Genomic DNA, 21425 nt, shown 5'->3' with positions numbered 1-21425 from the left:
GCATTGCCCAGCGCCTCGACGAACTTCGACGGGGCCACGATCTGCTTGCCGGCCAGCTTGAAGGCGAAGTCGAAATCAACCGGGTTGATCGCGTGGATCTTCGCGTCGCGCGTGGTCTGCGCCTTGCGCAGGCGGGCATGCAGCAGCGGCAGCTCGTGACGGATGTTGCTGCCCAGGACCACGATGCTGTCGGCGCCTTCGATCTCGGCCAGCGACAGGCCGAAGACCTCGGCAGTGGCGGCATCGGAGAAGTCGCGGTTGTGGATGCGGTGGTCGATGTGGGTGGTGCCCAGGCCGGCGGCCAGACGGGCCAGCAGTGCGCCCTCCTCGTTCGAGGCCGACGGGTGCACCAGCACGCCCAGGTCATCGCCGGTGTTGGCGCTGAGGATCTCGCGTGCGGCAGCCAGGCCTTCGGCCCAGCTCACTTCCTGCCACTCGCCGTTGACCTTGCGCAGCGGCTTGACGGCGCGGTCGGCACTGTACAGGCCCTGGTGCGAGTAGCGGTCACGGTCGGACAGCCAGCATTCGTTGACCAGCTCGTTGTCGCGCGGCACCGAACGCAGCACTTCGCCGCGGCGCACGTGCAGGAACAGATTCGAGCCCATCGCGTCGTGGTAACCCAGCGACTCGCGTGCGGTCAGTTCCCACGGACGGGCGCGGAACTGGAACACCTTGTTGGTCAACGCGCCGACCGGGCAGACGTCGACGACGTTGCCGGACAGTTCGGTGGTCAACGGCTTGCCGTCGTAGGTACCGATCTGCAGGTTTTCACCGCGGTACATGCCACCCAGTTCATAGGTGCCGGCCACGTCGGCGGTGAAGCGGACGCAGCGGGTGCACTGGATGCAGCGGGTCATCTCGGTGGCGACCAGCGGACCGATGTCCTCGTCGGGCACCACGCGCTTGCGCTCGTTGAAGCGGCTCACCGAACGGCCGTAGCCGAGCGACACGTCCTGCAGCTCGCATTCGCCGCCCTGATCGCAGATCGGGCAGTCCAGCGGGTGGTTGATCAGCAGGAATTCCATCACCGAGCGCTGGAACTTCAGGGCCTTTTCGCTGCGGGTGGCGACCTTCATGCCATCCATCACCGGGGTGGCGCAGGCCGGGGCCGGCTTCGGCGACTTCTCGACGTCCACCAGGCACATGCGGCAGTTGGCGGCGATCGGCAGCTTCTCGTGGTAGCAGAAGCGCGGGATCGGAATGCCGGCCTTGTCGGCGGCCTGGATGATCATCGAGCCCTTGGGCACGACCAGGGACTGGCCGTCGATCTCGACGGTCACATGCCCTTCCGGCACGATCGCCGGGGTGCCACCAGGATTGTTGGGTTGCGCGCTCATGCGGCGGCTGCCTCCACCTTCTTGCCGTCAACCATCGAATGACCGTTGACGATGTAGTACTCGAATTCGTCCCAGAACTGGCGCAGGAAGCCCTGGATGGGCCATGCCGCCGCTTCACCGAACGCGCAGATGGTGTGGCCTTCGATCTGGCCGGCCACCGTCTTCAGCTGGTGCAGGTCTTCCATGGTTGCCTTGCCGGCGACGATGCGCTCGAGCACGCGGTGCATCCAGCCGGTGCCTTCACGGCACGGGGTGCACTGGCCACAGGATTCCTTGTGGAAGAACTGGCTGATACGGCAGGCGAACTTGACGCAGCAGACGCTGTCGTCCAGCACCACGATGGCGCCCGACCCCAGACCGGTGCCAAGGGCACGCAGGGTGTCGTAATCCATCTGCAGGCCCTTGAGCTCTTCGGCCTTCAACACCGGCATGGACACGCCGCCCGGCACCGCGCCCTTGAGGGTGCGACCCGGCTTGAGGCCGCCGGCCATTTCCAGCAGTTCGTCGAAGGTGGTGCCCAGCGGCACTTCGAAGTTGCCGCCCTGCTGCACGCAGCCGGACACGGAGAAGATCTTCGGGCCGCCGTTCTTGGTCAGGCTCAGGCCTGCAAACCATTCCGGGCCGTTGCGGATGATCGCCGGCACCGAGGCATAGGTCTCGGTGTTGTTGATCGTCGACGGCTTGCCGTACAGGCCGAAGTTGGCCGGGAACGGCGGCTTGTAGCGCGGCTGGCCCTTCTTGCCTTCCAGCGATTCCATCAGCGCGGTTTCTTCGCCGCAGATGTACGCGCCGGCGCCGAGCGCACCGTAGATGTCGATGTCCACGCCGCTGCCGAGGATGTCCTTGCCCAGCCAGCCGTTCGCGTACGCGTCGGCCAGGGCCTGCTCGAAGTTCTCGAACGGCTCGTGGTGGAACTCACCGCGCAGGTAGTTGTAGCCCACGGTGCTGCCGGTGGCGTAGCAGGCGATCGCCATGCCTTCCACGACCGAATGCGGGTTGTAACGCAGGATGTCGCGGTCCTTGCAGGTGCCCGGCTCGGATTCGTCCGAGTTGCAGAGGATGTACTTCTGCATGCTGCCCTTGGGCATGAAGGACCACTTCAGGCCGGTCGGGAAGCCAGCGCCGCCGCGGCCGCGCAGGTTCGACTGCTTGACCATCTCGATGACCTGTTCCGGCGAGATCTTCTCTTCGAGGATCTTGCGCAGGGCGGCATAGCCACCGGTCTTGAGGTAGCTCTCATACGACCACGGAGTGTCGTAATGCAGGGTGGTGTAGACCACCTGATGCGGCAACGGTGCGGGACCGACCGGACCACTGGGTGCGTGATGATGTGCCATGTCTTACTCCAACCCGTCCAGCAGCTCGTCGACTTTCTCGACGGTCAGGCGCTCGTGGTAATGGCCATTGATGACCATCATCGGCGCACCGGCGCAACCGGCCAGGCATTCTTCTTCACGCTTGAGGTAGACGCGGCCGTCGGCGGTGGACTGGCCGGTCTTGCAGCCGAGCTTCTTCTCGGCATGCGCAACCAGGTCCTCGGCGCCGTTCAACCAGCAGCTGATGTTGGTGCAGAAGGCAACGTTGTGGCGGCCCACCTTCTCCAGCTCGAACATCGAGTAGAAGCTGGCCACTTCGTAGGCCCACACCGGCGGCAGGTCCAGGTACCTGGCCACGCCGGCGATCAGCTCGTCGGTCAACCAACCGGCGTTCTGTTCCTGCGCGGCGTGCAGGCCCTGCAGCACGGCCGAGCGCTTGCGGTCCGGCGGGAACTTGGACAGCCAGTGATCGATGTGTGCGCGCGTCTTGTCGCTCAACACCACCATCGGGTCGACGTCGCGCGCCGCTTCGAAATTACCTGTCGCCTTCATCGGCCGACCTCAGCAAATACCAAATCGTTAAGAACCAGAACCTGCAGCGCCGGCAGCAGCCGGCGGGTGTCAGGCATCGTGCATGCGGTCGTCATTACCGGTCCACCTCACCGAACACCAGGTCGTAGGTGCCGATCATGGCCACCACGTCGGCGAGCATGTGGCCGCGCACGATGGAGTCGATCGAGGACAGATGGGCGAAGCCCGGCGCGCGCAGGTGCACGCGGAACGGCTTGTTGGCGCCATCGGACATCAGGTAGCAGCCGAACTCGCCCTTGGGCGCTTCGACGGCGGCATAGGTTTCGCCGGCCGGGACGCAGTAGCCTTCACTGAACAGCTTGAAGTGATGGATCAGCGCTTCCATGTCGTCCTTCATGTCCTCGCGGCTGGGCGGCGCGACCTTGAAGTTCTTGACCATGACCGGGCCGGGGTTGGCACGCAGCCACTGCACGCACTGCTTGATGATGCGGTTGGACTCGCGCATCTCGGCCACGCGAACCAGGTAGCGGTCGTAGCAGTCGCCTTCCTTGCCCAGCGGGATGTCGAAGTCGACGGCGTCGTACTTGGCATACGGCTGCTTCTTGCGCAGGTCCCAGGCAATGCCCGAGCCGCGCAGCATCACGCCGGTCATGCCCCAGGCATGGGCCAGTTCCGGGGTGACCACGCCGATGCCGACCGTACGCTGCTTCCAGATACGGTTGTCGGTAAGCAGGGTCTCGTACTCGTCCACGCGCGAGGGGAACTCGACGGTGAAGTTTTCCAGGAAGTCCAGCAGCGAACCTTCGCGCGAGGCGTTGAGGTTCTTCAGGGCCTTGCCCTTGTGCCAGCGCGATTCCTTGTACTTGGGCATCTGGTCCGGCAGGTCGCGGTACACGCCGCCCGGACGGTAGTACGCCGCGTGCATGCGCGCGCCGCTGACCGCTTCGTAGCAGTCCATCAGCTCTTCGCGTTCGCGGAAGGCGTACAGCATCACGGCCATCGCACCCAGATCGAGCGCGTTGGAACCCAGCCACATCAGGTGGTTCAGGATGCGGGTGATTTCGTCGAACATGGTGCGGATGTACTGCGCCCGCTCCGGCGCTTCGATGCCCATCAGGGTCTCGATCGCGCGCACGTAGGCGTGTTCGTTGCACATCATCGACACGTAATCCAGGCGATCCATGTAGCCGATCGACTGGTTGAACGGCTTGGACTCGGCCAGCTTTTCGGTACCCCGGTGCAGCAGGCCCACGTGCGGGTCGGCACGCATGATGGTTTCGCCGTCCATTTCCAGGATCAGGCGCAGCACACCGTGCGCGGCCGGATGCTGGGGACCGAAGTTCATCGTGTAATTGCGGATTTCCTGCCGGCTTTCGGCGGGATTGCTGGCGAAGGCCTGGTGGGCCTGCGGTTCAAGCTTGCTCAGATCAGCGCTCACTTTACTGCCTCCGTCTGCGCGCTTTCGCCGGCAGCGGTCTGGAAACGGGCGTCGTCACGGATCACGCGCGGCACGCCGACACGCGGCTCCACCGAGGTCACCGGCTCGTAGATCACGCGCTTCTTCTCTTCGTCGTAGCGCACTTCGACGTTGCCGATCAGCGGGAAGTCCTTGCGGAACGGATGCCCCACGAAGCCGTAATCGGTCAGGATCCGCCGCAGGTCCGGGTGGCCTTCGAAGATCACGCCGAACAGGTCGAACGCTTCGCGCTCGAACCAGTTCAGGCCCGGCCACACGTCGGTCAGCGACGCGACCACCGGCAGTTCCTCGTTCGGCGCGAAACAGCGGATGCGCATGGTGAGGTTGTGCTGGTAAGAACGCAGCTGGGCGACCACGGCGAAACGCTGCAGCGGAATGGGCTGCGCCTGGGTGCCGTCGCTGGTTTCGCGCGTGGGGAATTCACCCCACGCGAAACGGCCGACCGACTTGCCCTCGACGCCACGGCTGAAGCCGTGCGAGGAGACATCGGAGGTGTCCCACTCGTCACTGCCATAGCCGAGGTAGTCCAGGCCGCACAGGTCGACCGACTGCTCGAAACCGAATTCGTCGCGCAGCGCCAAAGCCGTGGCATGCCAGTCAGCGGCGGGCACTTCCAGCGTCACTTCGCCGCGGGGTTCGACCACGAAGACCTGCGCACCGGCAAAGCGTGCGGAAAGTCGGTCGATGAAGGATGCTTGCTCTGCCATGGGGGCTTGGCGTGCTCTTGTCAGGAGGAATGTCAGCGGGCGATGGTCTGCGTACGCCAGATCTTCTTCTGCAACTGCAGGATCCCGTACACCAGCGCTTCGGCGGTAGGCGGACAACCGGGGACGTAGATGTCCACCGGCACCACGCGGTCGCAACCACGCACTACTGCATACGAGTAGTGGTAGTAGCCGCCACCGTTGGCGCAGCTGCCCATGGAGATGACCCACTTCGGGTCCGGCATCTGGTCGTAGACCTTGCGCAGGGCCGGAGCCATCTTGTTGACCAGGGTACCGGCCACGATCATCACGTCGGACTGACGCGGCGACGGGCGGAACACCACGCCGTAACGGTCAAGGTCCAGGCGCGCGGCGCCGGCATGCATCATTTCAACCGCGCAGCAGGCCAGACCGAAGGTCATGGGCCACATCGAGCCGGTACGTGCCCAGTTCAACAGCGCGTCAACGCTGGTGGTCACATAGCCCTTCTCGAGCAGCGGGTTGTCGCCTTCGGGGCGCAGGATGTCATCCACCCGCCCTTCCGGGACGGGGTTGTTCATCAGGCCATCGAGCGTCTGAATTACTCCCATTCCAGCGCTCCCTTCTTCCAGACGTAAATGAAACCGAGGAAAAGCATGCCCACGAACAGGCCCATCGTGACCAGCGAACGTGCGCCCAGCTCCATGAAGACCTGGGTCCACGGCACGATGAAGATGATTTCCAAGTCAAATACGATGAACTGGATCGCGATCAGGTAGTAGCGCACATCGAACTTCATGCGCGCGTCCTCGAAAGCCTCGAAGCCGCACTCGTACGGCGAGAGCTTTTTCAGGTCTGGACGACGGGGACCGAGGAATCGGCCGACCAGCATCAGCGAAACGCCGATACCGGTGGCAACGATCAGAAACAGCAGAGACGGCAAATATTCGGCCAGCACAGCGATTCTCTCTTGCCTCTGCCGCTACGCCTGCAGGCGTGTTGGCATGGGGGAGTGGACGGATACCGCTACCTGGCGCTTTGCGCGCCAGACGAACCCGCTTACAAACAAAATGGTGCCCAAGAGGGGACTCGAACCCCTACGACCTAAGTCGCTACCACCTCAAGGTAGTGCGTCTACCAATTCCGCCACCTGGGCTTACGTATCGCACCGGGGGATGTCCAACTGGATTCCCCGATGCGCCGCATATTGTAACCGTCTTCAGCGAGTCTGGGAGCCTTCGGAAGGCTTTTCTTCACCCGATTTCGGCGTTTCCGCCTGAGCCGGCACAGTGGCCTGCGGAACCGGCTGCTGGACAGCGGTTTCGGGGGCCTTCGGCACGACCGGCAGCTCGCCTGCCGGGACGGCCGGCGCGGTTGCGGCCGGCGCCGACATCACGCCAAGGTCCTGCTGGACCGCCGGGCGCGCGCCATGGCTGGCGTACCAGGCCATGAAGAGGCTGATGCCGAAGAACACCACGGCCAGCCACTTGGTCGACTTGGACAGGAAGTTGGACGCGCCACGCGCGCCGAACACCGTGCCCGAGGCACCTGCACCGAAACCCGACCCTGCGGCCGCGCCGGAACCACGCTGCATCAGGATGAGCGCGATCATGGCCACCGCCACCAGCACGTAGACCACATTGAGGATCAACATCAGCATTTCGAATCCGTCCTCGGACATGTAATGCCGACGGTTAGTCGGCAACCTTAATAATTGGCCGCCGCATCGACGATGGCCAGGAAATCTGCGGCCACGAGCGAGGCACCGCCTACCAGCCCACCATCGACATCGGGCTGCGCAAACAGTTCCCCAGCGTTGTCGGGCTTGACGCTGCCGCCGTAAAGGATGGGCAGTGAATCCGCAATTCTAGCATCGAGCTTGGCCACTTCGCCACGGATGAAGGCATGGACCTGCTGGGCCTGCTCCTTGGAGGCGGTCCGGCCGGTGCCGATGGCCCAGACGGGCTCATAGGCGACCACGGCATGCTGGAAGCCGGCGGGACCCACCAGGTCAAGCACGGGGGCCAGCTGGCTGGCGATCACCTGCTCGGTCTGCCCGGCTTCGCGCTGCTCAAGGGTTTCGCCCACACACAGCACCGGGACCAGGCCGGCATGCAGGGCGGCGGCGAACTTGCGCGCGACCAGTTCGCTGCTTTCATGGTGGTACTGGCGCCGCTCGGAATGGCCCACCAGGCCATAGCGGGCGCCGACGTCAACCAGCATGGCGGCACAGACCTCACCGGTATAGGCGCCCTTCTCGTTGGAGCTGACGTCCTGGGAGCCAAAGGCGATTTTGCGGCCCTCGAAGTCGGCCACCAGCTCGCCCAGGTACGGCAGCGGCGGCAGGATGACCACGTCGACCCCATCCTTCGGCAGGCTGGCGACGATATCGCTGACCAGGTCGGTCGCGAATTGGCGGCTGCCGTGCAGCTTCCAGTTACCGGCGACGATCGTGCGGCGCATGGGCGGGGCTCCTGTTGGGTATCAACGGCCAATGATACCGGATGAAACGAATCGGCGTTTCTGCGAAAACGCTTACATTTCAAATGGATATTGCCCTGGGTGGGGCAAAGCGATAGCCAGAGCCGGATCAAGGTTGCCGGCGTCTAGGGGTTACGGGGCCGGGGCGGGCGAGGTTACGGGACACGCCGTAAACCCGTCCTTGGGGGCTTGGCGAAAACATCCATGTTTTCGACAGTCCCTACACCCCACCCGCCCCGACCCCGTCCAAGGTAGGTCGGCGCCCAGGCATTGGAGCGGGAAAGCGGGAGGGCGTACCGACCAACGGTCGGCACCTACCGGGCTGATTGATGCCCGCACCAATCGCATGACGCCATGCACTGGTAGGCCACGACCGTTGGTCGTGGCGCCCTTCCCTTCCGGCCACGACCACCCTTCGGGGGCGAGGACCGGCATGCCCCGGAGGGACTGTCGAAAACATGGATGTTTTTGCCAAGCCTCCACGGATGGATTCACGGCGTGTCCCGGAGCGGGCGTGGCGGGCCTCGCCCCAGCCGGTAGTAATGAACAGCCAAGCTCTTCGCGCCCAGCGCGTAAAAAACAAGGCCACCTCTCGATGGCCTTTCGATCACTTCAGCTTGATCTCACGCAGGCGCTCTTCAAGGAAGCCATGCGCGGTGATCGGCTCCGGGTAACGGCTGGGGTTGTCCGGGGTGATGCAGGTGGGCAGCACGTCGATCAGGAAGTCCGGGTTGGGGTGCAGGAAGAACGGCACCGAGTAGCGCGGCTGGCGCGCCTGTTCGCCCGGGGGATTGACCACGCGGTGGATGGTGGACGGGTACACGTGGTTGGTCAGGCGCTGCAGCATGTCGCCGATATTGACCACGATGGTGTCCGCGTCCGAGGTGAACGGCACCCACTTGCCTTCGTGCGACTGCACTTCCAGACCCGCCGCACTCGCGCCCACCAGCAGCGTGATGAAGTTGATGTCGCCATGGGCACCCGCGCGCACGTTCGGGATGTCGTCGGCGGTGATCGGCGGGTAGTGGATCGGCCGCAGGATCGAGTTGCCGTTGTTGGTCTTGTCCGCGAAGAAGTCGATCGGCAGGCCGATGTGCAGCGCCAGCGCCGACAGCACCCGCGAGCCCAGCGTGTCCAGTTCCTGGTACAGGCCGTAGCCCTTCTCACGGAAGCCCGGGACCTCGCTCGGCCACAGGTTCGGCGCCATCACGTCGCGGTACTTCGAGTCGTCCGGAATCTCGCGGCCGATGTGCCAGAACTCCTTCAGGTCGAAGTGCTTGGAACCCTTGGCGGTTTCCACGCCGAACGGGGTGTACCCGCGCGCGCCGCCGGTACCCGGCAGGTGGTACTGCAGCTTGGTGGCTTCCGGCAGCGCGAAGAACGCCTTGAACACGCCATAGGCGGCGTCGATGTCTTCCTGCGGAATGCCGTGGTTGCGTATGCCTGCGAAACCCCATTCGCGGTAGGCCGCGCCCAGCTCTGCGACGAAAGCGTCACGGTCGCTGTCGAAACGGGTGATGTCGAGGGTGGGGATCTGGCTCACAGCGATTCCTGGCTTGTTCAAGGTGGGATAGACGGCCACGCCTGTGGCCCGGCTGAACATTGTGCCAGATCAGACGATCGACACCCCCGATACATTGATACACATCGATACAATGCGCCCTGCCCGCCACGATCCACGGCTGGGCGGTCATGGACGCCGCCGCCGCCACGTCTTCCGTATCCCCTTTTGCGTCAGACCCTGCATGGACGTTTCCCACTCTCCTTCCTACCCACGGGCGCGCTGGCAGCGCCTGGCCTGGCTGAGCCTGTTCACCGCCCTCAACGCCGGCATTGCCTGCGCCATTGCGCTGGGCAACACACCGCTCGGTGACAACCCCGGCGGCGCGCTGGGGCTGGGTTACCTGGCTCTCGCCCTGCCCGGCCATTTCCTCGCGTTCGGCGCGCTGGTGTCGCTGGTACCCCTGGCCCTCGGGCTGTGGGCACGCTCGCCGCGCCCCCTGCTGGCGAGTGCGGTCGTGTTGCAGGGCCTGTGGCTGTGCCTGCTGCTGGTGGATGCCAAGGTGTTCGCGCTGTACCGGTTCCACCTCAATGCGATGGTGCTGAACATGGTCTTCGGCGGCGCCCTGCAGGACCAGGTCGCCCTGTCGTGGCAGAGCTGGCTCCAGGCTGCGGCGGTGGTCGGCGTGGTCGCCCTGGCCGACGTGCTGCTGGCCTGGGCGTGCTGGGCGTTGCTGCCGACCGGCCCGCGGCGCCGGTCGGTGCTGGCCGCCTGGGCGGTGGGTCTGGCACTGATGGCGACCGGCCAGGTCGCCACGGCCTATTACGATGCACTGGGCGAACGCGCCGTCACCGGCCAGTGGGCCTACCTGCCCTGGGCGCAGCCGATCACCGCCAAGCGGCAAATGCGCCGGCTCGGCGTGCGCAGCCTGCCGCAGGCCACCCTGCCCGACCCGCGCCACAGCCAGTTGCAGTACCCGCTCCAGCCGCTGCGCTGCCAGAGCCATACCCAGCCCAACGTGCTGGTGGTGGTGCTGGAGTCCCTGCGCAGCGACGCGCTCGATGCCACCACGATGCCGAACACCTGGGCATTGGCGCAGCGCTCGGAGGTCTATGCCCACCACTACAGCACCGGCAACGCCACCCGTTATGGCCTGTTCGGACTGCTGTACGGCCTCCCCGGCGGATACTGGCAGAGCATGCTCAGTGAACAGCGCGGCTCGCTGCTGTTCGATGTGCTCACGCGGCAGGGGTACGACCTGCATCTGTATGGCAGTGCCCCGCTGTACAGCCCGGAATTCGACCGCACGGTGTTTGCCCAGGTGCGCGGGCAGCTGCACGCCGCGCCTTCCAGCTTGTCGGTGGCCGACCGCGACCGCTACATCGTCGAGGCCATGCAGGCCGACATCGCCAAGGCCGGCAGCGGTCACTGGTTCGGGTTCGTGTTCCTGGACAGCACCCACGCGCCCTACCACCTGCCGGCCGACACCCCGCCGCTGGCCACGCCGATGGCCACGCAGATCAATTTCCTGGCCCTGGACAAGGACCACGACCCCACGCCGGAGCGCAACCGCTACCGCACCGCGGTGCACTACGCCGATGCGCAGGTCGGCGCGCTGCTGCAGTCGCTGCGCGACAGCGGCCAGGCCGACAACACCATCGTGCTGGTCACCGGCGACCACGCCGAGGAGTTCAACGACCTGGGGCTGAACTACTGGGGCCACAACGGCAACTTCTCCGACCATCAGATGCAGGTCCCGTTCGTGCTGCATTGGCCCGGGCGCGCGCCCGGCCGGCAGGCCACCACCAGCAGCCATGAGGATTGGGTGCCCACGCTGCTGCGGCATGGGCTCGGCTGCGAGAACGCACTGGCCGACTTCAGCACCGGCCAGGACCTGTTCGACCCGGCCCGCACCCCGCGTCCACTGCTGGTGGAAAGCTGGTCGCAGCGCGGCATCCACCACGGCGACCGCACCTACGTGTTCGACAGGTTCGGTACCGCCACCACGCTGGACAACCACTACCTGCCCCTTCTCGACCAGCCACCCGACCCGGTCGCGGTACGCACCGCATGGGACGCGCTGACCCACTTCCGCAAGCACTGACGTTTACCGACGTAACCCCTGGATCGTTCATGATGAACAAACCCCTCAAAATCCTGCACACGGAAGCCGCCAAGGGATTCGGCGGCCAGGAAATCTATATCTACCGGCACATGCTGGCCATGCGCGAGCGTGGCCACGATGTCTCGCTGTTGTGCCAGCCCGGCGCCCGCCTGGGGGAGATGGCGCGGGAGGCCGGCTTCACCGTGCACGCACTGAAGATGGGCGGACTGCTGCGGCTGCTGCGCGGAATCTGGTCGGTGTCGCGGCTGGTCAGGCGCAACGCGTACGACGTGGTCAACACCACCAGCCGCCGCGATGCACTGATTGCCGCCGCCGGTGCGCGCCTGGCCGGCGCGCCGCTGGTGGTGCGGTCACGGCATCTGATGAGCCCGGTCAACTCGCTGCTGACCTATACCGGGCTGCCGCATCGTGTGCTGACGGTGAGCAGCTTCGTCAAGCAGCTGCTGGTCACCCGCGGCATTGCCGATGGGCATGTCGGCATCGTGCCGCCGATCGCGGTGCCCCCGCAGTGGTCGCAGGTGGAGAGCGGCGATGCCTGGCAGTGCCTGCAGGACACGCGAGCGGACGTGCGACGCGAGCTCGGCTTCGACGAAGATCAGATCGTGGTCGGTTGCGTGGCGGTACTGCGCGAACCCAAGGGCCATGCCGACCTGCTGCGCGCGATCGCACCGCTGTGCCGCCAGCATCCGAATCTGCAGCTGGTGATCGTCGGGGACGGCCAGCCGGTGATGGACACGCTGGCGGCGCTGCGCGACACGCTGGGCATCGCGGCGCAGGTGCACCTGCTGGGCTATCGCCTGGGTGCCTGCCGGCTGATGACGGCCTTCGACCTGTTCGCGCTGGCCAGCCACAAGGAAGCGGCCGGCACGGTGTTCCTGGAAGCGGCCTATGTGGGGGTGCCGATCGTGGCCACGCGGGTGGGCGGCGTGCCGGAAATGCTGGTGGAAGGCAGCAACGCGCTGCTCGCGCCGCTGGGCGACGAAGCGGCGCTGACGCGGGCGCTGCAGACGCTGGTGGAACAACCCGAGCGCCGCCGGCAGATGGGCCGCGCGGGCTGGGAATGGATGCACAGTGCACACCGCTTCACGCCGACCGGGCACTCCGAGGCGACCGAATACTATTACCACCAGTGGCTGAAGGAGCTGGGCTATGGGCAACGCTAGAACCGTACCGGTGCTGATGCACCACCACGTGTCGCCGTCGCCGGGCATGATCACGGTGTCGCCGGAGAACTTCGAGAGCCAGATCGCCTGGCTGGCGCACCACGGCTGGACCTCGCTGACGCTGGAGCAGTACGCCGGCTTCCTGGCGGGTAAGCCGGTGCCGCGCAGGTCGATCGTGATCACGTTCGATGACGGCTACCTGGACAACTGGGTGTATGCGCATCCGATCCTGCAGAAATACGGAATGCACGCGGTCGTGTTCGTGGTGACCGGCTGGATGGGCGACGGTCCGCCGCGGCCGCATGCCGGCGAGGCCGGCGCAACCTTGCCTGACACGCCCGACCACCGTGGCTGCGAGGCGGCGATCCTGCGCGACAACCGCTGCGACGATGTGATGATGCGCTGGAGCGAAGCGCGCGCGATGATCGCGGCAGGCACGTTCGAGGTGCATTGCCACACACATACGCACACGCGCTGGCTGAAGCAGGACATCAGCCGCGAACAGAAGCGCGAGGGCATCACGCGCGACCTGGCAGTGGCGAAGGCGGTGCTGCAGGAGCAGCTGGGCGCGGTATCCGACACCCTGTGCTGGCCCTACGGTGATTTCGACGAGGATTACCTGCCGATCGCACGCGCGCAGGGCTTCCGTTACCTGCACACCACGCACCCGTTCGGGCGCAACGTGGTGGGCGGCGATCCGGAACACATCTACCGCTTCGCCATCCGCAACCGCCCCGCCAGCTGGCTGCGCAAGCGCATCGCCTGGAGTTACCACCCGCTGATCGCACCGGTCTTCAACCGGTTCAAGGCCAGGCAGAAGAAGATGGTGCCGGGGCCGTAGTGCCACGCCCTGCGTGGCCCGCTTCCTGCACAAAAAAACCCGGCCGAAGCCGGGTTTTTTGTTGGGTGAACAGCGACGTGGTTACGCTGCCGCCGCCTTCACCGCGCCGGACAGGCTGTCCAGGGTGGCCTGCATCAGCTCGGCTGTGTCGGCCTCGACCGTGACGCGGACCACCGGCTCGGTGCCGGAGGGGCGCAGGAACGCGCGGCCGCGCCCCTTGACCGCCTGCTGTGCACTGGCCAGTGCGGCCTGCACCGTATCGGCCTGCACGATCGCCTTGGCCGATACATCGCCCAGGCGCACGTTGACCGTCTTCTGCGGCACCTTGGTCAGACCGGCCAGCGCCTCGCGCAGGCTCTTGCCTTCGCGGCGCAGCACTTCCAGCACCTGCAGCGCACTGACGATGGCGTCACCGGTCGTGGCGCGGTCCAGGCACAGCAGATGGCCCGAGGCCTCGCCGCCCAGCACGCCACCGCCTTCGACCAGCGCCTGGTGCACGTAACGGTCACCGACGTTGCTGCGCAGGAACGGAAGACCGATGCGCTCCAGGGCCTGTTCCAGGCCGAAATTGGTCATCAGCGTGCCAACCACCGGACCGCGCAGGCGGCCCGTGCGTTGCCACGAGGGGGCCAGCACGTAGAGCAGGTCGTCGCCGTCCACCGGGTTGCCCTGGTCGTCGGCCATCAGCACGCGGTCGCCGTCGCCGTCGAAGGCAATGCCCAGATCGGCACCGACCTCGCGCACCTTCGCGGCGAGGTTGTCGATATGCATCGAGCCGACGCCGTCGTTGATGTTCACGCCGTTCGGCTCGGCACCAATGGCAACCACGTTGGCGCCCAGCTCGCGGAACAGCAGCGGCGCGATGTGATACGTCGCGCCATGCGCGCAGTCGAGCACGATCTTCAGCCCGCGCAGGTCGAACTTGCGCGGCACGCTGGCCTTGCAGAACTCGATGTAGCGGCCCACCGCATCGCGGGCGCGCGCGGCCTTGCCGAGGCGGTCGGATTCGGCGGTGGTGAATTCGCCGTCCAGCGCCGCTTCCAGCGCCAGCTCGGTGGCATCGTCGAGTTTCTCGCCGTCGGCGGAGAAGAACTTGATGCCGTTGTCATAGTGCGGGTTGTGCGAGGCACTGATGACGATGCCGGCATCGGCGCCCAGCGTGCGGGTCAGGAACGCGACCGCCGGGGTTGGCATCGGGCCCAGCAACTGCACGTCCGCGCCCGCCGCGACCAGCCCGGCTTCCAGCGCGGCCTCGAACATGTAGCCGGAGATGCGCGTGTCCTTGCCGATCACCACCACCGGGCGGTGGCCCGGGCGATGGCCGTTGCGTTCGGTCAGCACGCGGCCCAGCGCATTGCCCAGGCGCAGCACGAAGTCGGCCGAGATGACGCCCTGCCCGACCCGACCGCGGATGCCGTCGGTGCCGAAATACTTGCGCGCACCCATCAGGCAGCCGCGTCCGGCGCGGACTGGCGGCCCAGCATGGCCAGCAGCTCAGACAAGCGGTCGCGCAGCTCGCGGCGGTCGCAGATCTGGTCGATGGCACCATGCTCGAGCAGGAACTCCGAACGCTGGAAGCCTTCCGGCAGCTTCTCGCGCACGGTCTGCTCGATCACGCGCGGGCCGGCGAAGCCGATCAGCGCCTGCGGCTCGGCGATGTTGATGTCGCCCAGCATGGCGAACGACGCCGACACGCCACCGGTGGTGGGATGGGTCAGCACCGAAATGTACGGCAGGCCGGCGTCGCGCAGGCGGCCGAGGGCGGCCGAGGTCTTGGCCATCTGCATCAGCGAGAACAGGCCCTCCTGCATGCGCGCGCCGCCGCTGGCGGAGAAGCACACGTAGGGCGCGCGCAGTTCCACGGCCTTTTCGGCCGCCAGCGCGAAGCGCTCGCCGACCACCGAGCCCATCGAGCCGCCCATGAAGGCGAAGTCGAAGGCCGACGCCACCAGGGGGCGGCCCTTGAGCAGGCCCTGCATGGCGATCAGCGCGTCGTACTCACCGGTGTTCTTCTGCGAGGCCTTGATGCGCTCGCTGTACTTCTTCTGGTCCTTGAACTTGAGCAGGTCCGTCGGGCCCAGGCGTGCGCCGATCTCGCTGGTGCTGTCGGCATCGAACAGCGCAGCCAGGCGCGCGCGCGCGCGGATCGCCATGTGGTGGCCGCACTTGGGGCAGACTTCCAGGTTCTCTTCCAGCTCCGGACCGTAAAGCGCGCTGCCGCAGCTGCTGCACTTTTCCCACAGGCCCTCGGGGACGCTGCGCTTCTTGCTGGGGACGTTGTCGGTGCGGATGCCCGACGGCATCAACTTGCTGAGCCAACTCATGCGGGATGACACTTCCGTTCAGGGCGGCCCGAAGGCCGCAAAGGCGGACAGTCTAGCTCACCCGTTCCGTGGCCGGGACCCCCTGCCCCAGGGGTAACGCCGGCGTGAAAACCATGCTGGGCCGTACGTTGCGGCTGTGGTGCCGGCCGCTGGCCGGCGCCTCACGATATCTGCAGAGGATACGGTAGTGCCGGCCGCTGGCCGGCTCCTCACAATGTCTGCAGAGCCGGCCAGCGGCCGGCACTACGCGTCCAAGGCATCGTGCGGAGACGGCCAGCGGCCGGCACTACGCGTCAGGGCATCGTGCAGAGCCGGCCAGCGGCCGGCACTACGCGTCCAAGGCATCGTGCGGAGCCGGCCAGCGGCCGGCACTACGCGTCCAGGGCTGCGCGCAACGGCTGCAGGAAGCCGCGGGCGACGCGGGCTGCGGCGTCGGCATCGGGCGTCTCGCCCAACGCCGCCACCAGGGCGCTGCCGACCACCACGCCATCGGCTTCGACCGCCATCGCTGCGGCACTGGCCGCATCCTTGATGCCGAAACCGGCCACCACTGGCACCGTCGATCGGCTGCGCAGGTCACGCAGGCGCGCGCCCGCGGCGCTGCTGTCCAGCCGCTCGGACGCACCGGTGACACCGGCGAAGCTCACGTAATAGAGGTAGCCGCGGGCCATGCCGGCCAGCAGGTCCAGGCGCGCGTCTGCCGTGGTCGGCGATGCCAGCAGGATCAGCGCCAACCCGGCGGCGTTGAAGATCTCTTGGGTTTCGGCCGCCTCTTCCGGCGGCAGGTCGACCAGCAGCACGCCATCCACGCCCGCCGCGATGGCGGACGCGGCGAAACGCGCCGTGCCGTGGATCTCCACAGGGTTCAGGTAGCCCATCAGCACCACCGGGGTGGTCGTATCGTCACGGCGGAACGCGCTGACCGTTTCCAGCACGTAGCGCAGGCCCGCGCCACGGGCCAGCGCGCGTTCGGAGCTGCGCTGGATGGTCGGGCCGTCGGCCATCGGATCGGAGAACGGCACGCCGAGTTCGATCACGTCGGCGCCTGCCGCGGCCAGCGCGTGCATCACCGGCACGGTCGCCTCAAGCCCCGGGTCGCCCGCGGTGATGAAGGGAATCAGCGCCTTGCGGCCGCTGCTGCGCAGGCGGGCGAAACAGGCATCAATACGGTCAACAGGCATCTCAGGCACATCCTTCAATCAATTCAACGGCGCCACTGGCGCCCCAGTACAGCTTCGATATCACCCCGTCGAAGATCTCCAGCCGGATCGCCAGATCCGAGCCGGGGTCCTGCCAGGTCAGGTATTCACCCGTTTCCGGGTCGTAGGCATGCGGCGTGCGGGTGCTGCCCGGCGGCAGGTGCCTGAGCGCCGCGTCGCGCGACATGCCCAGGCGCAGCCCGAACGGGCCCGGCTGGGCAATGGCCTCGGATGAGCCGTCGATCGTGTCCAGGTCGAAGCGCTGCACGTGGTCGTCCTCGACCATCATCGACACACCTTCAGGCAGGCTGCCGCGCTCGTAGTACTCGCAGGCGCCCTTCCCCAGCCCATCGCTCAAGCCCGCCGAATGCCAGGGGCCGTCGGCCTCGAGCTCACTGAAGCGCTGGCCCACCAGCACCTCGCCGGCATGGTCCAGCGCCACCGAGACCACCGCAGGCGCGTGATCGTCGGCCGCTGCCGCATCCGGGCCGTCCTCGAACGGACGGTTGGCCACCCCGTCGTCGTTGCTGGCCGGCGCGCGCGCGGGCGCGATGGGCGCCGGTGCCGCAGGCGCGGCGGCCAGTACCGGCGGGTCCGGCGGCGTGCAGGCGGTCAGGCCGACCACGATCAGCAGCGCACTTCCCTGGCGCAGCATTGGGTTCACAGGACGAGGCCCTCGCGTGCCGCGATGGTATGCACGTCCTTGTCGCCGCGGCCGGACAGGTTGCACAGCACCAGCTTGTCGCGGGGCAGTTCGCGCGCCAGCTTGATCGCCTGGGCCACGGCATGGCTGGACTCCAGCGCGGCCAGGATGCCTTCGCTGTGCGCCAGCTGATGGAACGCCGCCAGTGCCTCTTCGTCGGTGATGCCCACGTACTCGGCGCGGCCCGTATCGGCCAGGAACGCGTGCTCGGGACCGACGCCCGGGTAGTCGAGGCCGGCCGAGACCGAATGGGTCTCGATGATCTGCCCGTCGTCGTCGCAGATCACGTAGGTGCGGTTGCCGTGCAGCACGCCCGGCCGACCGGCGGCGATGGAGGCGGCGTGGCGGCCGGTCTCGATGCCCTCACCGGCCGCTTCGGCACCGACGATGCGCACGTCACGATCGTTGAGGAACGCATGGAACAGGCCGATGGCATTGCTGCCGCCGCCGACACAGGCGGTGATCGCATCGGGCAGGCGGCCGTAATCGGTAAGCATCTGCGCCCGTGCCTCGCGACCGACGATGGCGTTGAAGTCACGCACCATGCGCGGGTACGGATCGGGGCCGGCAACAGTGCCGATGATGTAGAACGTGTCGCGCACGTTAGTGACCCAGTCGCGCATCGCTTCGTTGAGCGCGTCCTTGAGCGTGGCCGAGCCGGAGGTCACCGGCACCACGGTCGCGCCGAGCAGCTTCATGCGGTAGACGTTGATCTTCTGCCGTTCAATGTCGGTGGCGCCCATGTACACCACGCATTCCAGGCCCAGGCGCGCGGCCACGGTGGCGCTGGCAACGCCGTGCTGGCCGGCGCCCGTCTCGGCGATGATGCGTGTCTTGCCCATCCGCGAGGCGAGCAGCGCCTGGCCGATGGTGTTGTTGATCTTGTGCGCGCCGGTATGGTTCAGGTCCTCGCGCTTGAGCAGGATCTGCGCGCCCCCGACCTGCCGGCTGAGCCGCTCGGCGTGATAGATCGGGCTGGGCCGGCCCACGTAGTGGGTCAGGTCCTTGTCGTAGGCGGCGATGAAGGCCGGGTCGCGGCGCGCCTCGTCATAGGCCGCGGCCAGCTCCTGCAGCGGCCCGATCAGGGTTTCGGCGACGAAACTGCCACCGTAGCGGCCGAAATGGCCCTGCGCGTCGGGGTAGGCGTGGAAATCAGCGATGGGGGATGCGGGGGATGCGGACATGACGCGACAGCCGGATGGAGACAGGCTGACAATTTAGCGCACATATCCGGACCGGAATATCGATATTATCTGCGATGAACCGTCAGGAAAACTCACATGACCGAGACACCCCTGCCGCCGCTGAACGCCCTTCGCAGCTTCGAGGCCGCCGCCCGCTTGGGCGGCGTGGGACGGGCCGCCGAGGCCCTGCACGTCACCCACGGCGCCATCAGCCGCCAGTTGCGGCTGCTGGAGGAGCACCTGGGGGTGGCGTTGTTCGAGCGCGATGGCCGCGGCCTGCGCCTCACCCGCGCCGGCGAGCAGCTGCAGACCGCCTGCGAGGGCGCGTTTGCCCAGATCCGCCAGGCGGTGGACGGGCTGCACCGACGGCAGCGGTCGGAGGCGCTGGTGCTGGGCTGCAGCGGCAGCATCCTGGCGCGCTGGATGATTCCACGCCTGCCCGCCCTGCAGGCCGACCTGCCACAGCTGCCGCTGCACTGGTCGGCGCAGGACGGTGCGTTCACCGACCACCAGCAGGGGCTGGATGCGGTGCTGCTGCTCGCCCAGCCGCCCTGGCCGCGCGGTTGGAGCGTGCGCGAACTGGCGCCCGAACGCGTCGGCGTGGTGGTCAGCCCGCAGCACCCGGCCGCCGCACGCCTGCGCGGGCAGCCGCCGCAGGCACTGCTGGCCGAACCGCTGCTGCACACCACCTCGCGCCCGCATGCCTGGCCGGACTGGGCGGCGTCACACGGGCTGGACCCTTCCGGACTGGAGCTGGGCACCGGGTTCGAGCACCTGTATTACCTGCTGGAGGCGGCGGTGGCCGGGCTGGGCGTGGCGATCGCGCCGGAGCCGCTGGTGGCCGATGAGCTGGCGGCGGGACGGCTGCTGGCGCCGTGGGGATTCGGCGCGACGGGCGGGTTCTGGGTGTTGGCCACGCCGGAAGGCAAGGCCGATGCGCGGGTGGATGCCCTGGCGGACTGGTTGCGCGGTCAATTGGATCGGTGAGGCGCAGCCACGCAGGGCGTGGCTCTACCGGATGCGGGCCCGCGCTACACCGTGGGCTGCGCCAGGCGTTGCTGCACGTCGTCGCGCAGGCGCGCCAGTTCCACCTCGGCCTGCTGGCGCTGCTGCATGCCTTCGCGGTGGATGTTGCGCACTTCCTCCACCGTGGCGATCAGCTGGTCGTGGGCATGGCGCAGGGTGGCCACGTCGATCACGGCGCGCTGGTTGGCCTTGGCGGTTTCCACCGAGGTCTGGCGCATCAGGTCGGCGTTGCGGCGCATCAGGTCGTTGGTGGCATCGTCGATCGCGTTGGACAGCTCCACCGCGTTCTTCTGCTCGCTCAACGACAGCTGGATCGCGAACTGGCGCTTCCACGACGGGATGGTGATGTCGCGCACCGTGTTGAACTTCTCGATCAGCTGGATCGCATTGGCCTGGATCAACCGGATCATCGGCAGCGACTGGTCGGCCGCATGCTGCATCACCACCAGGTCGCCCACGCGCTTGTCGAGCAGGCGGATCGCGTTGTCCAGCTCACCCTGCCGGATGCGGACCTGCGGGTCCTCATTGCCCACATTGGCCTGCTGCTCCACGCGCAGCTCGGCCAGGCGCCACTTGCCCGCGGCGATATGCAGGCCGAGTGCATGGCGTTCTTCGCGCACGATGTCGTGCATGCGGTCGAACTCGCCCACGCGCTGGCCCATCAGTCCCTGCTGGCTGCCGACGTCACCGAGCAACTGCTCGATCTGGCGGTTGGTGTCGCTGAACTTCTGCACCAGCTCGCCCTTGGACGCGCGCAGTTTGTCGATCAGCCCGCCGATCACCGGCACCTTGGAACGTTCGGCCAGGCCCTCCAGCTTGAGCGTGCGCGCAATGCGCACCACTTCGCCGAGCTTGTCGCCGCTGGCATCCAGGTCGCGGTTGCGCACCTGGTCGAGCAGCTGGCTGGAGAACGCCGCGGTCTTGGCGGCCGCATCGCGCCCGAACACCTGCAGGTTGCCCGGGCGGATGTCCTCCAGCCCGCGCCCGATCTCGGCGATGCGCGGCAGATCCTCGCGGACCAGGCCCAGGGCCTGCAGCGTGGCGTCGTCCACGGCGTGGGTGGTTACGGCCAGCGCCGAGCTGTCCTGGGTGTCCTGGGTCATGGATGGATCTCCTTGAAGGGGCAACAGAGGGATGCGTGGATCATTCCAGTCTAGCCTGCGCCGAGGCGACCTCGGCGGCGATCTGCGCCTGCAGCCGCGTGGCCTCCGCGTTGCGCTGGCGCTGGCCGTCGGCATGGCGTGCCAGCATGGCCTGCTGCCAGGCGGGCACCAGCAGGTCGGCGATACGGCGGAAGCGGGCGAGCAGCGCCTCGTCCTGCGCCAGCAGCAACCGCCACTGCGCGGCCTCGGTCTGCTGCAGCGCGGCCAGCCGGCGCAGGTGATCGACGCGTTGGGCGAGGACCGCCTGCAGGCCGTCGGGCAGACCCGACGCCTGCTGCGCACCTGCCGCCGCCCAGGTGTCGAGCGCCAACGCACCGTCCTGTACCCGGCCCAGGACTGACTGGCGCAGCGCGCCTTGCGCGTGCAACGCA

At 67.1% G+C, this 21425-nt stretch carries 20 protein-coding genes, 1 tRNA gene and 1 pseudogene; 4 read left to right on the top strand and 18 right to left on the bottom strand.

Annotated elements, in window-relative coordinates; translation table 11 throughout:
- The 11 genes from nuoG to RT456_RS07375 all read right to left on the bottom strand — a co-directional run.
- Positions 1-1337: NADH-quinone oxidoreductase subunit NuoG (nuoG, locus tag RT456_RS07425; RefSeq protein WP_313344577.1), on the bottom strand; the 1337-nt coding region annotated here is incomplete at its 3' end.
- Entirely contained in the window at positions 1334-2674 is a 1341-nt protein-coding gene (nuoF, locus tag RT456_RS07420; RefSeq protein WP_313344574.1) for an NADH-quinone oxidoreductase subunit NuoF, read from the bottom strand. The genes nuoF and nuoG, both read right to left, overlap by 4 nt.
- Before the next feature lie 3 nt (positions 2675-2677).
- Entirely contained in the window at positions 2678-3205 is a 528-nt protein-coding gene (gene nuoE, locus RT456_RS07415) for an NADH-quinone oxidoreductase subunit NuoE (RefSeq protein WP_313344571.1), read from the bottom strand.
- A gap of 94 nt (positions 3206-3299) precedes the next feature.
- Positions 3300-4610 carry an NADH-quinone oxidoreductase subunit D gene (locus tag RT456_RS07410; RefSeq protein WP_313344897.1) on the bottom strand — a complete coding sequence of 437 codons (1311 nt, stop codon included), beginning with the start codon at positions 4608-4610 and terminating at the stop codon, positions 3300-3302.
- Positions 4611-4618: 8 nt separating this feature from the next.
- Positions 4619-5368, bottom strand: a complete 750-nt coding sequence (locus RT456_RS07405) for an NADH-quinone oxidoreductase subunit C (protein ID WP_313344568.1) — start codon at positions 5366-5368, stop codon at positions 4619-4621.
- Between the two features lie 32 nt (positions 5369-5400).
- Positions 5401-5955, bottom strand: coding sequence for an NADH-quinone oxidoreductase subunit B (locus RT456_RS07400; protein WP_019182677.1), 555 nt, complete (start codon positions 5953-5955; stop codon positions 5401-5403).
- Positions 5946-6302 (bottom strand): NADH-quinone oxidoreductase subunit A, encoded by a 357-nt coding sequence (locus RT456_RS07395; RefSeq protein WP_038691968.1) that lies wholly within the window; start codon positions 6300-6302, stop codon positions 5946-5948. Before RT456_RS07395 ends, RT456_RS07400 begins: the two co-directional genes overlap by 10 nt.
- A gap of 113 nt (positions 6303-6415) precedes the next feature.
- Positions 6416-6500: transfer RNA gene (locus RT456_RS07390), tRNA-Leu, on the bottom strand.
- A 63-nt stretch (positions 6501-6563) separates the two neighbouring features.
- On the bottom strand, positions 6564-7004 hold the full coding sequence (gene secG, locus RT456_RS07385; RefSeq protein WP_313344565.1) for a preprotein translocase subunit SecG: 441 nt from the start codon (positions 7002-7004) through the stop codon (positions 6564-6566).
- Positions 7005-7051: 47 nt separating this feature from the next.
- On the bottom strand, positions 7052-7807 hold the full coding sequence (tpiA, locus tag RT456_RS07380) for a triose-phosphate isomerase (protein ID WP_313344562.1): 756 nt from the start codon (positions 7805-7807) through the stop codon (positions 7052-7054).
- 625 nt (positions 7808-8432) lie between these two features.
- A complete protein-coding gene (locus tag RT456_RS07375; protein WP_313344559.1) occupies positions 8433-9368 on the bottom strand; it encodes a 2-oxoglutarate and iron-dependent oxygenase domain-containing protein in 936 nt (311 codons plus the stop codon).
- A gap of 202 nt (positions 9369-9570) precedes the next feature.
- Here RT456_RS07375 and RT456_RS07370 point away from each other — a divergent pair, with 202 nt between their 5' ends.
- From RT456_RS07370 to RT456_RS07360, 3 genes are read left to right on the top strand one after another with little or no spacing between them, the layout of a single operon-like run.
- Positions 9571-11430: a sulfatase-like hydrolase/transferase gene (locus tag RT456_RS07370; RefSeq protein ID WP_313344556.1), complete on the top strand. Its 1860-nt coding sequence runs from the start codon at positions 9571-9573 to the stop codon at positions 11428-11430.
- A gap of 32 nt (positions 11431-11462) precedes the next feature.
- Entirely contained in the window at positions 11463-12614 is a 1152-nt protein-coding gene (locus RT456_RS07365) for a glycosyltransferase family 4 protein (protein WP_313344553.1), read from the top strand.
- The gene (locus tag RT456_RS07360) at positions 12601-13455 is read left to right on the top strand and encodes a polysaccharide deacetylase family protein (protein ID WP_313344550.1); all 855 of its coding nucleotides are present in this window, start codon (positions 12601-12603) and stop codon (positions 13453-13455) included. The genes RT456_RS07365 and RT456_RS07360 overlap by 14 nt, the downstream gene beginning before the upstream one ends.
- A gap of 81 nt (positions 13456-13536) precedes the next feature.
- Here RT456_RS07360 and glmM read toward each other — a convergent pair whose 3' ends face one another.
- From glmM to trpB, 5 genes are all read right to left on the bottom strand, one after another.
- On the bottom strand, positions 13537-14901 hold the full coding sequence (glmM, locus tag RT456_RS07355) for a phosphoglucosamine mutase (RefSeq protein ID WP_313344547.1): 1365 nt from the start codon (positions 14899-14901) through the stop codon (positions 13537-13539).
- Complete coding sequence (gene accD, locus RT456_RS07350; protein WP_313344545.1) at positions 14901-15779, bottom strand: acetyl-CoA carboxylase, carboxyltransferase subunit beta; 879 nt, start codon at positions 15777-15779, stop codon at positions 14901-14903. Before accD ends, glmM begins: the two co-directional genes overlap by 1 nt.
- A gap of 371 nt (positions 15780-16150) precedes the next feature.
- Entirely contained in the window at positions 16151-16960 is an 810-nt protein-coding gene (gene trpA, locus RT456_RS07345; protein ID WP_313344543.1) for a tryptophan synthase subunit alpha, read from the bottom strand.
- Between the two features lies 1 nt (position 16961).
- The gene (locus RT456_RS07340; RefSeq protein ID WP_313344540.1) at positions 16962-17642 is read right to left on the bottom strand and encodes a hypothetical protein; all 681 of its coding nucleotides are present in this window, start codon (positions 17640-17642) and stop codon (positions 16962-16964) included.
- On the bottom strand, positions 17639-18865 hold the full coding sequence (gene trpB / locus RT456_RS07335; RefSeq protein ID WP_313344538.1) for a tryptophan synthase subunit beta: 1227 nt from the start codon (positions 18863-18865) through the stop codon (positions 17639-17641). The genes RT456_RS07340 and trpB overlap by 4 nt, the downstream gene beginning before the upstream one ends.
- 96 nt (positions 18866-18961) lie before the next feature.
- Between trpB and RT456_RS07330 the strand changes: the two genes are divergently transcribed.
- Entirely contained in the window at positions 18962-19852 is an 891-nt protein-coding gene (locus RT456_RS07330; RefSeq protein ID WP_313344535.1) for a LysR family transcriptional regulator, read from the top strand.
- A 44-nt stretch (positions 19853-19896) separates the two neighbouring features.
- Here RT456_RS07330 and RT456_RS07325 read toward each other — a convergent pair whose 3' ends face one another.
- Positions 19897-20994: a toxic anion resistance protein gene (locus RT456_RS07325; protein ID WP_313344532.1), complete on the bottom strand. Its 1098-nt coding sequence runs from the start codon at positions 20992-20994 to the stop codon at positions 19897-19899.
- A 40-nt stretch (positions 20995-21034) separates the two neighbouring features.
- Positions 21035-21425: pseudogene (locus RT456_RS07320) on the bottom strand (hypothetical protein); the annotation flags it as partial.

It is taken from the genome of Stenotrophomonas sp., assembly GCF_032099025.1.
Taxonomy (GTDB): Bacteria; Pseudomonadota; Gammaproteobacteria; order Xanthomonadales; family Xanthomonadaceae; genus Stenotrophomonas.
Note: the sequence above shows the minus strand (reverse complement) of the source record. Positions and strands in the feature narration are given on the sequence as shown.

Coding starts and splice junctions, on each gene's coding strand:
- nuoF (WP_313344574.1), bottom strand. CDS start 2,674: ATGGCACATCATCACGCACCCAGTGGTCCGGTCGGTCCCGCACCGTTG.
- nuoE (WP_313344571.1), bottom strand. CDS start 3,205: ATGAAGGCGACAGGTAATTTCGAAGCGGCGCGCGACGTCGACCCGATG.
- RT456_RS07405 (WP_313344568.1), bottom strand. CDS start 5,368: ATGGCAGAGCAAGCATCCTTCATCGACCGACTTTCCGCACGCTTTGCC.
- RT456_RS07400 (WP_019182677.1), bottom strand. CDS start 5,955: ATGGGAGTAATTCAGACGCTCGATGGCCTGATGAACAACCCCGTCCCG.
- secG (WP_313344565.1), bottom strand. CDS start 7,004: ATGCTGATGTTGATCCTCAATGTGGTCTACGTGCTGGTGGCGGTGGCC.
- tpiA (WP_313344562.1), bottom strand. CDS start 7,807: ATGCGCCGCACGATCGTCGCCGGTAACTGGAAGCTGCACGGCAGCCGC.
- RT456_RS07370 (WP_313344556.1), top strand. CDS start 9,571: ATGGACGTTTCCCACTCTCCTTCCTACCCACGGGCGCGCTGGCAGCGC.
- RT456_RS07365 (WP_313344553.1), top strand. CDS start 11,463: ATGAACAAACCCCTCAAAATCCTGCACACGGAAGCCGCCAAGGGATTC.
- RT456_RS07360 (WP_313344550.1), top strand. CDS start 12,601: ATGGGCAACGCTAGAACCGTACCGGTGCTGATGCACCACCACGTGTCG.
- glmM (WP_313344547.1), bottom strand. CDS start 14,901: ATGGGTGCGCGCAAGTATTTCGGCACCGACGGCATCCGCGGTCGGGTC.
- accD (WP_313344545.1), bottom strand. CDS start 15,779: ATGAGTTGGCTCAGCAAGTTGATGCCGTCGGGCATCCGCACCGACAAC.
- trpA (WP_313344543.1), bottom strand. CDS start 16,960: ATGCCTGTTGACCGTATTGATGCCTGTTTCGCCCGCCTGCGCAGCAGC.
- trpB (WP_313344538.1), bottom strand. CDS start 18,865: ATGTCCGCATCCCCCGCATCCCCCATCGCTGATTTCCACGCCTACCCC.
- RT456_RS07330 (WP_313344535.1), top strand. CDS start 18,962: ATGACCGAGACACCCCTGCCGCCGCTGAACGCCCTTCGCAGCTTCGAG.
- RT456_RS07325 (WP_313344532.1), bottom strand. CDS start 20,994: ATGACCCAGGACACCCAGGACAGCTCGGCGCTGGCCGTAACCACCCAC.